Source organism: Burkholderia sp. ABCPW 11, assembly GCF_001523445.1.
Classification (GTDB): domain Bacteria; phylum Pseudomonadota; class Gammaproteobacteria; order Burkholderiales; family Burkholderiaceae; genus Burkholderia.
The window spans coordinates 37,106-52,527 of sequence record NZ_LOVM01000033.1; the positions used below are offsets into that span (position 1 = coordinate 37,106).

The following is a 15,422-nucleotide window of genomic DNA, read 5'->3' on the forward strand; positions in this document are numbered from 1 at the left end:
CATTACTGCGTCAGACCGGCTTCGCGGACCTTCGCGATCGCGGCGGAGGCCGCCGAGCGATCCGCGAACGGGCCGGCACGCAACAGTGTAGCCGTGCTGCCGTCTGCCTGCTTGCGATGCTCGACATATGCGGGCACACCCGCCGATTTCAATTTGGCCGCCCACGAACGGGCCGTCGCGTCATCCTTGAACGAACCGAGCTGCACCGCGAAGCGCGCACCGGCCGGCGATGCCGGCGACGACGCGTCGCCACTGTCCGGGCTCGCCGCGTCGGTATTCGCGACGGTTGCGGGCGCAGGCTTCGGCGTGGCCGGTTTCGCCACGGGAGCAGCCGGCTTCGGCGCGGGCTTCGGCGGCGTCACGCTCGCGGTGGTGGTCGTATCGGGTTTCGCGACCGGCTTGGCGGCATCCTTCGGCGCGGGTGCCGGTGCGGCCACAACGGCCGTGTCGGAGGCCGGCGGTTCGTCGTGCGCGACGCCCGCCTGCACGTCGGACACATCGTCGTCGCGCGGCGCGACCGCCTGGTGCGCGGGCCGGTTCGGGATGTCGATCGCGATGTCGTCGGTAACCGGCTTCGGATGCGAATCGAGCACCATCGGCAGTACGATCACCGCGGCCACGACGAGCGCGATCGCGCCGACGAGGCGACGGCGCGCACGTTGCTTTTCTGGAAGGGTCGGATCGAGGAGCAGTGCGTCCGATTCCGGACGCTCGGTGCGGCGCGAGCGTCGCTCGACGCGTTCAGTGCGCTCCGTGCGCACGTTCCGGGAGGCCCCGGTACGACCGCCGCGCCGCGGGGGCGCGTCGTCGTCTTTTTTGCCGAACGAGAAAATTCCCATGAATGGCTGAGTCCGAAACTGCCCGTCAGTCAGTGTTGCTGCGATTTACGGTAGGCCAGCACGCCGGCAACCGTATGGAAACTGCCGAAAACCACGATTCTATCATTCTCGGATGCTCTTTTTAGTGCATCGCGAAACGCTTCCGCGGGCGACGCGTAACGCGTCACGCTCGAATCGGGCCCCTCCTCCACGCCGGCCTTGCGCAGCGCGGCTTCGAGCTGCTCCGCGGAGGCCGCGCGCGGCAGCGGCAGATCGGTCACGCACCAGTGGTCGATCTCGCCCTTCAGATGCTGCAGCACGCCGTCGATGTCCTTGTCGTGCATCGCGCCGAACACCGCGTACGTGTACGGGAAGAAGCCCATGTTGCCCAGGTTCTGCTCGAGCACGGCCGACGCATGCGGATTGTGCGCGACGTCGAGCACGATCGCCGGTTTGCCGGGCAGCACCTGGAAGCGCCCCGGCAGCTCGACGTTCGCCAGCCCGAGCCGGATGTCCTGCGCGGACACCGGCAGCACCGGGCGCAGCGCCTCGAGCGCGGCGAGCGCGGCCGACGCGTTGATCAGCTGGTTCGCGCCGCGCAGCGCCGGATACGCGAGCGCCGGATAGCGCTTCTCCCGGCCGAGGTAGCTCCATTGCTGGCGCTCGGCGCCCGCCTGCGCCTCGTAGCGGAAATCGCGGCCGACCAGCCACAGATCGGCGCCGATCGCTTCGGCGTGGTCGATCAGCGTCTGCGGCGCGGCCGGATCGCCGCAGATCGCCGGCTTGCCCGCGCGGAAGATCCCGGCCTTCTCGAACGCGATCTTCTCGCGCGTGTCACCGAGGTATTCGGTGTGGTCGATGTCGATGCTCGTGACGATCGCGCAATCGGTATCGATGATGTTGACCGCATCGAGCCGGCCGCCGAGGCCGACTTCGAGAATCACCGCGTCGAGCCCGCGCGACGCGAACAGATGGAGGATCGCGAGCGTCGTGAATTCGAAATACGTGAGCGACACGGGCTCGGCCAGCGACGTGCGCGCGGCTTCGACGGCCTCGAAGTGCGGCAGCAGTTCGTCGTCGGTCACGTTCTGCCCGTTCACGCGCGCGCGCTCGTTGAATTCGAGCAGGTGCGGCGACGTGTGGCAACCGACCTTGTAGCCCGCGCGCACGAGAATCGTCTCGAGGAATGCGCAGGTCGAGCCCTTGCCGTTCGTGCCGCCGACGGTGATCACGGGGCACGCGAATTCGAGCTGCAGCGCCGCCTTGACCTGCCCGATGCGGGTGAGGCCCATGTCGATGCCGACCGGGTGCGCGCGCTCGAGATGCGAAAGCCACGCGTCGAGAGTGGGAAAAGTGCTCATCGGATCAAATCTGAATCGGTACGGCCACACTACGCCAAAAAACGAAGCGCGCCGCCCGACGCTGAAGCCGGGCGACGCGCGCGGTTCACAGCCCCTGCGCTCAGGCCAGCGCGTCGGCCGGCTGACGCTGCAGCAGTGCGAGCAGCTGCGCGATCTCGTCGCGCATCTTGCGGCGGTCGACGATCATGTCGATCGCGCCCGTCTTCAGCAGGAATTCGGCGCGCTGGAAGCCTTCCGGCAGCTTCTCGCGAACCGTCTGCTCGATCACGCGCGGGCCCGCGAAACCGATCAGCGCCTTCGGCTCGGCGATCACGACGTCGCCGAGGAACGCGAAGCTTGCCGACACGCCGCCCATCGTCGGATCGGTCAGCACCGAGATGAACGGCAGCTTCGCTTCGGCGAGCTTCGTCAGCATCGCGGTGGTCTTGGCCATCTGCATCAGCGACAGCAGGCTTTCCTGCATCCGTGCGCCGCCCGATGCGGTGAAGCAGATGAACGGCACGTGCTGTTCCAGCGCGTTCTGCGCGCCGCGCGCGAAGCGCTCGCCGACGACCGAACCCATCGAGCCGCCCATGAACGAAAACTCGAAGCAGGCAGCCACGACCGGCAGCGTGTGGATCGCTCCGCCCATCACGACCATCGCGTCGGTCTCGCCGGTTTCGTCCATCGCTTCCTTCAGACGATCGGGGTACTTGCGGCTGTCCTTGAACTTCAGCGAGTCGACCGGCACGACTTCCTGGCCGATCTCGTAGCGGCCTTCCGGATCGAGCAGCCCGTCGAGACGCTCGCGCGCGCCGATGCGCATGTGGTGATCGCACTTCGGGCACACGTGCAGGTTCGCGTCCACGTCGTTGCGATAGAGAACGGCCTCGCAGGACGGGCACTTGACCCACAGGCCTTCCGGAATGCCCTTGCGGCTTTTCGGGTCGGTCTGCTTGATCTTCGGCGGCAACAGTTTGTCGAGCCAGCTCATCGTATGGTTTCCTGTTCCGTGGCGGGGCGGGCCGATCGGCTCGTTCCCGCTTCCTGTGTTGTGTTTATCACGCCGCCTTGACGGCGCCGTCCAGCGCGGCGCGCAGCTCGGCGATGAACGCCTTCAGCGCGGCGGCGGCGCCTTCCGGCGCGGCGCTTTCGAGCAGCTGCACCAGGCGGCTGCCGATCACGACGGCGTCCGACACTTCGGCCACCGCGCGCGCCGTTTCGGCGTCGCGGATACCGAAGCCGACGCCCACCGGAACCGGCACGCGCGACTTGATGGCCGGGATTTTACCTGCAATGCTCGAAACATCCAGATTTCCGGCGCCGGTCACGCCCTTGAGCGACACGTAATACACGTAGCCGCTCGCGATCTTGCCGACGTCGGCGATGCGCTCGTCGGTCGACGTGGGCGCGAGCAGGAAGATCGGATCGATCTGCGCGGCCCGCATCTTTTCCGCGAACACGCCCGCCTCTTCAGGCGGATAGTCGACCACCAGCACGCCGTCGACGCCGGCCGCATGCGCTTGCGCCGCGAACGCATCGACGCCCATCCGTTCGATCGGGTTCGCATAGCCCATCAGCACGACGGGGGTTTTGGCGTCGGTTTCGCGAAAACGCTTCACGTCGGCGAGCACGCTCGTGAGCGTGACGCCGCGCGCGAGCGCGCGTTCCGACGACCGCTGGATCACGGGGCCGTCGGCCATCGGGTCCGAGAACGGCACGCCGAGTTCGATCACGTCCGCGCCGCCTGCGGCGAGCGCGTGCATGAATTCGACGGTTTTCGCGGGATCGGGGTCGCCGGCCGTGATGAACGGGATCAGGCCCTTACGGCCTTGTTCGGCGAGCGCGGCAAAGGTCTGCTGAATACGGGACATGGCAATTTTCCTTGTGTCGATCGGAGTTGGCGCTTCAGCGCTTACTCCGATCCCATGGCGTGGTTGGCCAGAGTTAGCGCTTCAGCGCTTATTCTGGCCCCGCGGCGGTCGATCGGAGTTGGCGCTTCAGCGCCTACTCCGATCCCATGCAAAGCAAGCATTCGGCGACGCGGCGGCGCGATTCACGCGCACGCCGGCGCGGCGAGCGCGCTCACGCGCTCGTGCGCGATCGCACAATAGCTTTCGTTGATCTCGTAGCCGACGAAGTCGCGCCCCTGCCGTGCGCAGGCCACCGCGGTCGTGCCGCTGCCCATGAACGGATCGAGCACGCGGCCGCCCGGCGGGCAGCTTGCGAGCACCATCCGCTCGATGATTTCCAGCGGCTTCTGGGTCGGATGATCGACGCGCTCCGCGTGCTGCCGGTGCAGGCGCGAGACCGACCAGACGTCCTTCGGGTTGTAGCCCATCTCCAGCCACTTGCTGCCTTCGAACAGCTTGCGCGAGCGGGCCTTCTTCGTGTCGGCGTCGTACGGGATGCGGACCGGATCGAGATCGAAGTAATACGCTTTGGAAACCGCGAAAAAGCCGATGTTGTCGTGCACCGACGTGAAACGGCGCGTCGTGCCGCCCATGCTCGGCACGCGCCGGTCCCAGATGATCTCGTTGACCATCGTGAGCTGCGTCTTCAGGAAACTGAAGATTTCCGGCGCGTACTGCCACGTGCAGAAGATGTACATCGACCCGCTCGGCTTCAGCTTCGGAATCGCGAGCTCGAGCCACTCGCGCGTCCACGCGAGGAAATCGTCGCCCGAACGCTTGTCCGAGTCGTTGCCGTAGTCCTTGCCGAGCCCGTACGGCGGATCGGCGACGATCAGGTCGATCGACGCCTCCGGCAGGTGCGCGGCATCGGTCAGGAAATCGCGGTTGTGCAGTTCGATACCGTGCGGCAGCACGCGCGGCACGGCAGCGGCGGGCTGGGCCGCCTCCGCCTCGCTCGCGGCGCCGCCGCCCGGCTCTTCGATCAGGTCACGCATCGGTCGGGTCAGAGCTCGATGCCCGATCGCTCGGCGACCGTGTGCATGTCCTTGTCGCCGCGGCCCGACAGGTTGACGAGCAGGATCTTGTCCTTCGGCAACGTCGGCGCGAGCTTCACGCCATACGCGATCGCGTGGCTCGACTCGAGCGCGGGGATGATCCCCTCGATCCGGCAACAGTCGTGGAATGCCTTCAGCGCCTCGTCGTCGGTGATCGGCACGTACTGCGCGCGGCCGCTGTCCTTCAGCCATGCGTGTTCGGGGCCGACGCCCGGATAGTCGAGGCCCGCCGACACCGAATGCGTCTCGATGATCTGGCCGTTGTCGTCCTGCAGCAGATACGTGCGGTTGCCGTGCAGCACGCCAGGGCTGCCGGCGATCAGCGATGCCGCGTGATGACCCGTGTCGATGCCGTCGCCGGCCGCTTCGACGCCGATCAGCTGCACCGATCGATCGTCGATGTACGGATAGAAGATGCCCATCGCGTTCGACCCGCCACCGACGCAGGCAATCACCGCGTCCGGCTGCCGGCCCGCGAGCTCGGGCATCTGCACCTTGCACTCGTCGCCGATCACGCGCTGGAAGTCGCGCACCATCATCGGGTACGGGTGCGGGCCCGCGACCGTGCCGATGATGTAGAACGTGCTTTCGATGTTCGTGACCCAATCGCGCATCGCTTCGTTCAGCGCGTCCTTCAGCGTGCGCGAACCCGATTCGACCGGCACGACCGTCGCTCCAAGCAGCTTCATCCGGTAGACGTTCGCGGCCTGCCGGCGCACGTCCTCCGCGCCCATGTAGACCACGCACTCCATCCCGAAGCGCGCGCAGATCGTCGCGGTCGCGACGCCGTGCTGGCCGGCGCCGGTTTCCGCGATCACGCGCTTCTTGCCCATGCGCTTCGCGAGCAGCGCCTGGCCGATCACGTTGTTGATCTTGTGCGCACCGGTGTGGTTCAGGTCTTCGCGCTTCAGGTAGATCTGCGCGCCGCCGAGCATCTCGCTCCAGCGCTGCGCGTGATAGATCGGCGACGGACGGCCGACGAAATACTTCAGCTCGCGCTCGAATTCGGCGACGAAGTCGGGATCGTTCTGGAACTTTTCATACGCCGCGCGCAGTTCGTCCAGCGCGTGAATCAGCGTCTCGGCGACGAACACGCCGCCATACGGGCCGAAATGGCCGCGATCATCGGGAAGGTTGTACATGGTGTCTCTCTCGATCGGTCGGTGCGCCCCGCTTGTCGGGCCGCACCGGCTTGCCTCATCCGGCGTCCGCTTCGCGCACCGCGCGTACGAACGCCGCCATCCGGGCGTGATCCTTCACGCCCTTCGCGCCCTCCACTTCGATGCCACTCGAGACATCGACAGCGAACGGACGCAACTGGCGGATCGCATCACCGACGTTTTGCGCGTTCAAGCCACCACTCAAAACGGCCCGACGCGCGAGCTCTGCGGGAATAAGAGACCAATCGAAGACCTTGCCGCTACCGCCGTAATCCGGCACCAGGGTGTCGAACAGGAGGCCGCGCGCTTTCGAATAATGAAGAGCCGATTCTACCAAATCGGACGGCTGCGTCGAGGGCCCGACGCGCACCGCGCGCAACCACGGCAGGCGCGCCGCGCGGCCGAGCGCATCGCACTGCTCCGGCGTCTCGTCGCCGTGGAACTGCAGCACCGTGAGCGGCACGTCGCGCACGATGGCCTCGATCTCGGCTTCGGTCGCATTCACGAACAGCCCGACCACGGACACGAACGGCGGCGCGAGACTCGCCAGCTCGGCCGCCTGCGCGATCGTCACGGCGCGCGGGCTCTTCGGGTAGAACACCAGGCCGATCGCATCGGCGCCGAGCGCCGCCGCGTGCAGCACGTCCTCGCGGCGCGACAGCCCGCACAGCTTGATGCGCGTGCGCGGCGGCAGGCCCGCCGCGGCGGAATTCGAAGAAGGCACGTCGTGATCCGTCATGATAGTGGGTCCAGATCGGCCCAGACGCTGCTCCACGGCACGCTGCCGAGCTGCGCGGGCGGGACGGCGAATTCCGCCGGGTAGCCGACGTGGGCGAGGTACAGCCCGTCGGCCATGAACGTGGGCGCCGCGAGGTTGCGGTCGCGCCCGGCCAGCACGTCGGCGAGCCAGTCGGCCGGGTAGCGGCCGCGTCCGACCGCGACGAGGCAGCCCATCAGGTTGCGCACCATGTGATGCAGGAACGCGTTCGCGCGGAAGCGGAAATGGATGAAATGCCCCGCGCGCCGCACGTCGATCTGATACAGGTGTTTGACCGGCGTCTTCGACTGGCATTCCGACGACCGGAACGACGAAAAGTCGTGCTCGCCGATCAGGTGCGCGGCGGCGGCGCGCATCGCGTCGTCGTCGAGCGGCGTGTGGATCCAGCCCGCACGGCCGGCCAGCATCGGCGAGCGCACGGGGTGCACGTACAGCGCGTAGTAGTAAGTGCGCTCGAACGCCGAGAAACGCGCGTGGAACGTGTCCGGCATCGGCTTCGCCCATTGCACCGACACGGTCGGCGGCAGGAACGCGTTGGTGCCGCGCACCCACGAGAACGCTTCGCGCTCGAGGTCGGTGTCGAAATGCACGACTTGCCCGAGCCCGTGCACGCCGGTGTCGGTCCGCCCGGCGACCGTCGTGTGCAGCGGCACCCGCGCGAACTCGGCCAGCGCGTGTTCGAGCCGGTCCTGCACGGTCTTGCCGTGCGGCTGCGCCTGCCAGCCGCAGAACGCCGCGCCGTCGTACTGGATGCCAAGCGCGATCCGCATCACGCCTCGTCCGCCAGTTTCGCGAGCAGTGCGCGTGCGTCGTCGCGCGTCGCGGCGTCGTTCGCGTCGACCACTTCCTGCAGCAGCGTCCGCGCGCCGGACAGATCGCCCAGTTCGACGTATTCGGCCGCGAGGTCCAGCTTGTTGCGGGCGATGCGCGCGAGCTCGTCGGGGGTGAGCGCAGGCAGCGCAGCGCCCGGCGTGGACGGCAGGTCGAGATCGAAGTCGAGCTTCAGCGCGCCGAACTGCGCGCCGCCGAGCGGCGGCAGAGACGACGTCGCGGGCGGGTTGCCCGCGTGGCCGGCAGGCGTCGCCGCATCCGGATCCCAGTCGAACTCGTCTTCCTGGTCGGCCGAAGGTTCCGGTGCCGCTTCACCCGAACCCATTGCCGGGCGCTGGGTGGATTGACCGTTAGTTGCGATTTTATCGGCGTCGATCTGCGTCGCCCCCGCAGACGGTTCCTCCTCCGCCGCCGATGGTTCGCCTGCCGCCCGCGGCGGCAACGGCATGTCGAGACTATTGAGCGCGCTGATCGCGTTCTGCATCAGCGTCGCGTGCTGCGCTTCGGTCGTCGAAGGTGCAGCGGATGCGGCGGCCGGCTCGGCTGGCTCGTCGGCGGCAGCGGCTTTTTCGGCCGGTTCCGCGTCGTGCGACGCTGCGGTCGAAACCGGGGTCGCCGCGCTCGCGGCCGGCTCCGCAGCGTGCGCAGGCAGCGATTCAGGCGACTCGTCGCGCGGCGCCGTCAGGTCGGGCGCGAACGATGTGTCCGCGACGGGCGGCTCGACCGTCTCCACCGCAGCGGCGGCCGCTGCGGCGAGATTCATGTCGGACGCCGCATCGCGTGCGACCGGCATCTCGGGCGTGATCGGCAGTTCGCGTTCGACGGACGGCGCGGCTTCCGCTTCTGCAACCGCAGCACCGCCTGCCGCGGCCGCAGTCGCAGCCGTCCCCGCATCGTCCGCGCGGCGACCCTTCCTGCGCTTGCGCCATGCGAAGCCGGCCGCGAGCACGATCACGGCAGCGCCGGCCGCAGCGGCCGGGCGCCAGTCCATCTGCTCGGTACGACGTGCAGGTGTCGCGACGGGTGCGGCCGGTTGTACCGAAGCCGATGCCGGTTGCGGCGCACTGGCTGCCACACCCGACGCGACCTCGTCCGCCGTCGATGCAGCGGCCGACGCACCGGCGTCATTCGCGGCCGGACGCGGCGCGGCGGGTGCCGGAGCGGGCGCAGGCGCAACGCCGGTCGTCGTTGCCGGTTTGCCGATGCCGTGCTTCTGCAACTCCATCAGCACGCGATTCTTCAATGCCAGCAATTGCTGCAGGCTCGACGGCCGCGGTTGCGATGCACCGACGGCGGGCGCCGCGCCGGCCGGTTCATGCACGCCGAAGACCGGGCTGCCCGGCGCCGACGGCCCCGCGGCCTCGCTCGCGGACGACGGCGCCGACTGGATCGCACCGGTCCATACGTGCGGGCCGCTTGCACCTGCGGTGGGCGCCGCCGGCTGCATGCCATCGACAGCCGACGCGCCGCTCGAAGCCGAAGCACCGCTCGAAGCCGAAGCACCGCTCGAAGCCGACGCCCCCGCCGCCGCCGCGGCGCTCGCCCCGCTCACCGGCGCTGCATGCACGACCGGCGCCATCGGCGCGGGCTGCACGGCCGAGCCGGCATGCGGCGCGGATGCGCCGTGCTGCGCGCTCGCCGCCCCGCCCGATGCGGCGGGTGCGGAAGCGGCCGCCGTACCCGACGCAGCGGACGCGCCGGCCGGCGCCAGCGCCGCGCCGGTGGCGTCGAGCGGGGGCAAGGTCAACGTCGCGCCGACTTTCAGGCGGCTCGCGTCGCGCTTCATGAACGCCTGCGGATTGGCGTCGAACAGCGCACGGCCCGCGCGCGCGAGCACGGCCGGATCGTGCGATTGCGTGGCCGCTTTCGCGATGTCGTTCAGCGACTGGCCCGGCTGGACCGTCACGGTAAGCGGAGCGGCGCCGCCGGCGGCGGACGCCGGCAGTTCGCCGGTGCCGACCGCCCACGCCGATGCGGCTGCGCCGAGCGCCAGGATCGCCAGCGCGCCACGCACGGCGCGCGACAGACGGGACTGACGCGGAAACAAGGAAATTCGGGACATCGTTGGCTCTATCGCCGCGCGCGGGCGCGGCTCGGATTCACGGTTGGAAGCGTCAATAAAGTGGCTGCAGAAATGCAAAAGCGTCGCGCGGAACGCGACGCTTTCGGCGGGTCTGTGCGTCGTAACCGCGTAGTTTACTTCACACGATCGGGTTCCGGCCGAATTCGTCGCCCGTAGATGCAACGGCTGCGGGCGGGCGCTCGTGTCGCGCGGGTCCACCTGCGTCAGCCCATGCATCCGATCGATCGAAGCCAACCTGCGCGCGCAGTCGAAAACCATCTCGCAGCGGCATCGCCCCACCGTTCGAATGGCTGCTTTCTGGCGCGTTCATCGCGTGTTCACCTCGTGTACGCCGCAAGATCGCGGCGACAGAAACGCCAACGTCCCCTCGGCAATCCGCCCCGGCCGCCGTTAATGAATTGACAGCCGAAAATCAAAACAAATCGCGACCGGCGATCAAGCTCGCTCCAATTACATCCAATTCTTCGATAAGAAGGCAATTTCCCGCTCTTATCGAAGAAATGAAAATCCACACTCCCGAAGCTCCACCCCACAAGGTTTTCAGCGCCTTCCTCATGCTCCATCGTTCATATGAAAGTGACTACTTTCACATCAATTCAATTTCATTACACAAAATTACACAGATCGATTAATTACCGCCGATACGATCGCCCCTAAACAGGAATCGGCGCATTTCGGCCTCGCGCCTGCCCATGCCGGAAAGGCGGGAGCCCGCTCGGCCAGGCTGCTGCCGTGAAGTGCCGGAGGGCCATCGCGCAGTCGCACGACTGCATTCACTCACCAGCTCGTTACGGGGACCGAACATGGGCTATCAGCAGGGTTTGAGCGGGTTGGCCGGCGCGTCGAGCAAGCTCGACGTGATCGGCAACAACATCGCGAACGCAAACACGGTTGGCTTCAAACAGGGGCGCGCGAATTTCGCCGACATGTACGCGAATTCGGTCGCGACGTCGGTCAACACGCAGATCGGCATCGGCACGCGGCTCGCGTCGGTGCAGCAGAATTTCGGCCAGGGGACGATCGATTCGACGAAGTCGGCGCTCGACGTCGCGATCAACGGCAACGGCTTCTTCCAGATGTCGAGCAACGGCGTGATCACTTATTCGCGCGACGGCACGTTCCACCGCGACAAGAACGGTGCGATCGTCGACGCGCACGGCCGCAACCTGATGGGCTATGCGGCAGGCGCCGTCGGCGCGATCAACACAGCGCAAACGGTGCCGCTGCAAGCGCCGACCGGCAACCTCGCGCCGCGCGCGACGAACAGGATCACCGGCCAGTTCAACCTGAACGCGCAGGACAAGGTGCCGACCAGGACGCCGTTCAACGCGACCGACAACACGACGTACAACTACAACGCGTCGATCCAGGTCTACGACACGCTCGGCGGCTCGCAACAGGTCGCGATGTACTTCGCGAAGCGCGCGGCCGGCACGTGGCAGGCCTACGCGGGCGTGCCGAGCCAGACGCCGACGCATCTCGGCACCGTCACGTTCGACGCATCGGGCCGGATCAGCTCGACGACGTCGGCCGCGACCGGCCAGCCGACGCCGAGCCTCGGCCAGTTCGCGTTCTCGATCCCGAACACGACGGGCGGCGCCAACCCGCAGAACCTGACGCTCGATCTCGGCGGCACGACGCAGTATGGCGGCAAGGACGGCGTGAACAATCTCGCGCAGGACGGCTTCGCGAGCGGCACGTTGACGACGTTCTCGATCGGTGCCCACGGCACGCTGACCGGCAACTACTCGAACGGCCAGAGCGCAGTGCTCGGCCTGATCGCGCTCGCGAACTTCAACAACCCGAACGGGCTCGTGAACATCGGCGGCAACCAGTATGCGGAAACCGCCGCGTCGGGCGTGCCGCAGATCTCCGCGCCGGGCAGCACGAACCACGGCACGCTGCAGGGCAGCGCGCTGGAAAACTCGAACGTCAACCTCACGAACGAGCTCGTGAACCTGATCACCGCGCAGCGCAATTATCAGGCGAATGCGCAGACGATCAAGACCCAGCAGGCCGTCGATCAGACGCTGCTGAACCTGCGCTGAGTCTGCGCTGAACCGCGCATGAAAAACGCGCCGCGCCGGCCCTGAATCTCGAGGCCGACGCGGCGCGTCGTGTCGTGCAGCCCGGCCCGCGGGCCGGACAGCGTGCGGGCTTACTTGTCGAGCAGGATGCGCAGCATGCGGCGCAGCGGCTCGGCCGCACCCCACAGCAGTTGATCGCCGACCGTGAACGCCGACAGGTATTCGCCGCCCATCGCGAGCTTGCGCAGGCGGCCGACCGGCACCGACAGCGTGCCGGTGATCTTCGCCGGCGACAGGTCGCGCATCGACGCTTCACGCTCGTTCGGCACGACCTTCACCCAGTCGTTCGACGACGCGAGGATGCCGTTGATCTCGTCGAGCGGCACGTCCTTCTTGAGCTTGATCGTCAGCGCCTGCGAGTGGCAGCGCATCGCGCCAATCCGCACGCACAGGCCGTCGACCGGGATCGAACCCGGCTCGCCCATCGCCGGCTTGCCGAGGATCTTGTTGGTTTCCGCGCCGCCCTTCCACTCTTCCTTCGACATCCCGTTGCCGAGATCCTTGTCGATCCACGGAATCAGCGAACCGGCGAGCGGCACGCCGAAGTGGCTCGTCGGCATCGCATCGCTGTTCATCGCGGCCAGCACGCGGCGGTCGATGTCGAGAATCGCGGAAGCCGGATCGGCGAGCTGCTCCTGCACCGCGCCGTTCAGCGTGCCCATCTGCGACAGCAGCTCGCGCATGTTCTGCGCGCCCGCGCCCGACGCGGCCTGGTACGTCATCGCCGTCATCCAGTCGACGAGGTTCTCGCGGAACAGGCCGCCGAGCGCCATCAGCATCAGGCTGACCGTGCAGTTGCCGCCGATGAAGTTCTTCGTGCCCTTGACCAGCGCGTCCTTGATCACGTCGAGGTTGACCGGATCGAGAATGATGACCGCGTCGTCCTTCATCCGCAGCGACGATGCCGCGTCGATCCAGTAGCCGTTCCAGCCGGCCGCGCGCAGCTTCGGAAACACGTCGTTCGTGTAGTCGCCGCCCTGGCACGTGATGATCACGTCGCACTTCTTCAGCTCGTCGACGTTGGTCGCGTCCTTGAGCGTGGTCTCGTTTTTCGCGAACGACGGCGCCTTGCCGCCCGTGTTGCTGGTGCTGAAGAACACCGGTTCGATCAGGTCGAAATCGCCCTCTTCCTGCATGCGCTGCATCAGGACGCTGCCGACCATGCCGCGCCAACCTACGAGACCTACGTTCATGACTAACCCTTTGCTTTGAATGGAGCTTCCCCGCCATTTCCGTCCCCGCGTGACCGCGCGGGGAAACAGGCGGGCACGACGGCGATCAGCGTTTAATGATCGTTTTCGTGGTAATGGTTTTCGTGATGACGATGGCGCGCGCACCCGCACGGGCAGTGTTGCCGTGGAGTTTCAGGACCGGGGAGATCAGGGAAATCAGCGCCATCGTTCGAGTCTACACAAAGCCGGTGGCCCGCACAACGGCCAACCGCGCGCGAACCGGCCGATTTTTACGGCCCGTTCGCGCCCTTTTCATCTTAATTGCCGGACTTCATTTCCGTCCGCTTACAGCGCGGCGACCACCGCGTCGCCCATCGCAGCCGTGCCGACCTGCTTGCAGCCCGGCGTCGCGATGTCGCCCGTACGGTAGCCCTGTTCGAGCACCGTTTTCACCGCGCGTTCGATGCGATCGGCCTGCTCCGCGCGATTCAGCGAGTAGCGCAGCAGCATCGCGGCCGACAGGATCGTCGCGAGCGGGTTCGCGATGCCCTTGCCCGCGATGTCCGGCGCCGAACCGTGCGACGGCTCGTACAGACCCTTGTTGTGCTTGTCGAGCGAAGCCGACGGCAGCATGCCGATCGAGCCCGTCAGCATCGACGCCTCATCCGACAGGATGTCGCCGAACATGTTGCCGGTGACGATCACGTCGAACTGCTTCGGCGCCTTCGCGAGCTGCATCGCCGCGTTGTCGACGTACATGTGCGACAGCTCGACGTCCGCGTACTCCTTCGACACGTCGATCATGATGTCGCGCCAGAACTGCGACGTCTCCAGCACGTTCGACTTGTCGACCGACAGCAGCTTCTTCGCGCGTTTTTGCGCGGCCTGGAACGCGACGTGCGCGATGCGGCGCACTTCCGGCTCCGAATAGCGCATCGTGTCGAAGCCCTCGCGCTCGCCGGCGAACGGGCCGTCCGGCGCCGCACGCACGCCGCGCGGCTGGCCGAAGTAGATGTCGCCGTTCAGTTCGCGCACGATCAGGATGTCGAGGCCCGCGACGAGCTCGGGCTTCAGCGGCGACGCATCGACGAGCTGCGGATAGCAGATCGCCGGACGGAAGTTCGCGAACAGCTCAAGGTGCTTGCGCAGCCCGAGGATCGCCTGCTCGGGGCGCAGCGCGCGCTCCAGCGAGTCGTACTTCCAGTCGCCGACCGCGCCGAACAGGATCGCATCGGCCTGCTTCGCGAGCGCCAGCGTCGCGTCGGGCAGCGGATGGCCGCTCGCCTCGTAGCCCGCGCCGCCGACCGGCGCCTGTTCGAGTTCGAACTTCTCGTCGAGTGCGTTCAGCACCTTCACCGCTTCATTGACGATTTCCGGACCGATGCCGTCGCCCGGCAGCACTGCAATCTTCATGCGAAATTCCTGACTGGATAGGGTATTGGGGAAGCAGGCAGGCGGGCGCACGCGCGGCGCGCCCGCAACGCACGATCAGCCGACCAGCTTGGTGTCGAGCCACGGCTGCTTCACGAGCCGCTCCGCTTCGAACTGGCGGATCTTGTCCGCGTAGCGCAGCGTGAGGCCGATGTCGTCGAAGCCGTTCAGCAGGCAGTACTTGCGGAACGCGGCGATCTCGAACGGATACTCGCGGCCGTCGGCCGCGCGCACGACCTGCGCGTCGAGGTCGATCGTCAGTTGATAGCCGTTGAACGCGACCGTCTCGTTGAACAGGTGATCGACCTGCTGCTCGGTCAGCACGATCGGCAGCAGACCGTTCTTGTAGCAGTTGTTGAAGAAGATGTCCGCGAAGCTCGGCGCGATGATCGCGCGGAAGCCGTACTGCTGCAGCGCCCACGGCGCGTGCTCGCGCGAGCTGCCGCAGCCGAAGTTCTTGCGGGCGAGCAGCACCGATGCGCCCTGATAGCGCGGCTGGTTCAGCACGAAATCCGGGTTCAGCGGACGCTTCGAGTTGTCCTGGCCCGGCTCGCCGTGATCGAGATAGCGCCATTCGTCGAACGCGTTCGGACCGAAGCCCGTGCGCTTGATCGACTTCAGGAACTGCTTCGGGATGATCGCGTCGGTGTCGACGTTCTCGCGATCGAGCGGCGCCACGACGCCGGTATGTACAGTGAATTTTTCCATGATCCGTCTATCCGGTTGAAGGGCCGGCACGCGGCCGGCACCCATC

The 15,422-nt window shown here is 67.1% G+C and carries 14 protein-coding genes; 1 reads left to right on the top strand and 13 read right to left on the bottom strand.

Annotated elements, in window-relative coordinates; all coding sequences use genetic code 11:
• Positions 1–2 precede the first annotated feature (2 nt).
• The 9 genes from WS61_RS14850 to WS61_RS14890 form a co-directional block, all read right to left on the bottom strand.
• Positions 3–839, bottom strand: coding sequence for an SPOR domain-containing protein (locus WS61_RS14850; RefSeq protein WP_059501142.1), 837 nt, complete (start codon positions 837–839; stop codon positions 3–5).
• A 29-nt stretch (positions 840–868) separates the two neighbouring features.
• On the bottom strand, positions 869–2,179 hold the full coding sequence (folC, locus tag WS61_RS14855; RefSeq protein ID WP_006479330.1) for a bifunctional tetrahydrofolate synthase/dihydrofolate synthase: 1,311 nt from the start codon (positions 2,177–2,179) through the stop codon (positions 869–871).
• Between the two features lie 100 nt (positions 2,180–2,279).
• On the bottom strand, positions 2,280–3,152 hold the full coding sequence (accD, locus tag WS61_RS14860; protein ID WP_040139428.1) for an acetyl-CoA carboxylase, carboxyltransferase subunit beta: 873 nt from the start codon (positions 3,150–3,152) through the stop codon (positions 2,280–2,282).
• Between the two features lie 67 nt (positions 3,153–3,219).
• Positions 3,220–4,032: a tryptophan synthase subunit alpha gene (trpA, locus tag WS61_RS14865; protein WP_059501143.1), complete on the bottom strand. Its 813-nt coding sequence runs from the start codon at positions 4,030–4,032 to the stop codon at positions 3,220–3,222.
• Between the two features lie 182 nt (positions 4,033–4,214).
• Positions 4,215–5,066 (bottom strand): site-specific DNA-methyltransferase, encoded by an 852-nt coding sequence (locus tag WS61_RS14870; RefSeq protein ID WP_059501144.1) that lies wholly within the window; start codon positions 5,064–5,066, stop codon positions 4,215–4,217.
• An 8-nt stretch (positions 5,067–5,074) separates the two neighbouring features.
• Positions 5,075–6,268, bottom strand: coding sequence for a tryptophan synthase subunit beta (gene trpB / locus WS61_RS14875; RefSeq protein WP_059501145.1), 1,194 nt, complete (start codon positions 6,266–6,268; stop codon positions 5,075–5,077).
• 55 nt (positions 6,269–6,323) lie between these two features.
• Positions 6,324–7,025: a phosphoribosylanthranilate isomerase gene (locus WS61_RS14880; RefSeq protein ID WP_059501146.1), complete on the bottom strand. Its 702-nt coding sequence runs from the start codon at positions 7,023–7,025 to the stop codon at positions 6,324–6,326.
• The gene (truA, locus tag WS61_RS14885; RefSeq protein ID WP_034205167.1) at positions 7,022–7,834 is read right to left on the bottom strand and encodes a tRNA pseudouridine(38-40) synthase TruA; all 813 of its coding nucleotides are present in this window, start codon (positions 7,832–7,834) and stop codon (positions 7,022–7,024) included. Before truA ends, WS61_RS14880 begins: the two co-directional genes overlap by 4 nt.
• Positions 7,834–9,957, bottom strand: coding sequence for a FimV/HubP family polar landmark protein (locus WS61_RS14890; RefSeq protein ID WP_059501147.1), 2,124 nt, complete (start codon positions 9,955–9,957; stop codon positions 7,834–7,836). Before WS61_RS14890 ends, truA begins: the two co-directional genes overlap by 1 nt.
• Before the next feature lie 824 nt (positions 9,958–10,781).
• Between WS61_RS14890 and flgE the strand changes: the two genes are divergently transcribed.
• Complete coding sequence (gene flgE / locus WS61_RS14895; RefSeq protein ID WP_059501148.1) at positions 10,782–12,026, top strand: flagellar hook protein FlgE; 1,245 nt, start codon at positions 10,782–10,784, stop codon at positions 12,024–12,026.
• 110 nt (positions 12,027–12,136) lie between these two features.
• Here the strand turns inward: flgE and asd are convergent, their stop codons facing one another.
• The 4 genes from asd to leuD form a co-directional block, all read right to left on the bottom strand.
• On the bottom strand, positions 12,137–13,258 hold the full coding sequence (gene asd / locus WS61_RS14900) for an aspartate-semialdehyde dehydrogenase (RefSeq protein ID WP_059501149.1): 1,122 nt from the start codon (positions 13,256–13,258) through the stop codon (positions 12,137–12,139).
• 85 nt (positions 13,259–13,343) lie between these two features.
• The gene (locus tag WS61_RS14905; protein ID WP_006756675.1) at positions 13,344–13,463 is read right to left on the bottom strand and encodes a hypothetical protein; all 120 of its coding nucleotides are present in this window, start codon (positions 13,461–13,463) and stop codon (positions 13,344–13,346) included.
• A gap of 119 nt (positions 13,464–13,582) precedes the next feature.
• Positions 13,583–14,650, bottom strand: coding sequence for a 3-isopropylmalate dehydrogenase (gene leuB, locus WS61_RS14910; RefSeq protein ID WP_011548096.1), 1,068 nt, complete (start codon positions 14,648–14,650; stop codon positions 13,583–13,585).
• Positions 14,651–14,725: 75 nt separating this feature from the next.
• Positions 14,726–15,376 (bottom strand): 3-isopropylmalate dehydratase small subunit, encoded by a 651-nt coding sequence (gene leuD, locus WS61_RS14915; protein ID WP_059501150.1) that lies wholly within the window; start codon positions 15,374–15,376, stop codon positions 14,726–14,728.
• Positions 15,377–15,422 lie beyond the last annotated feature (46 nt).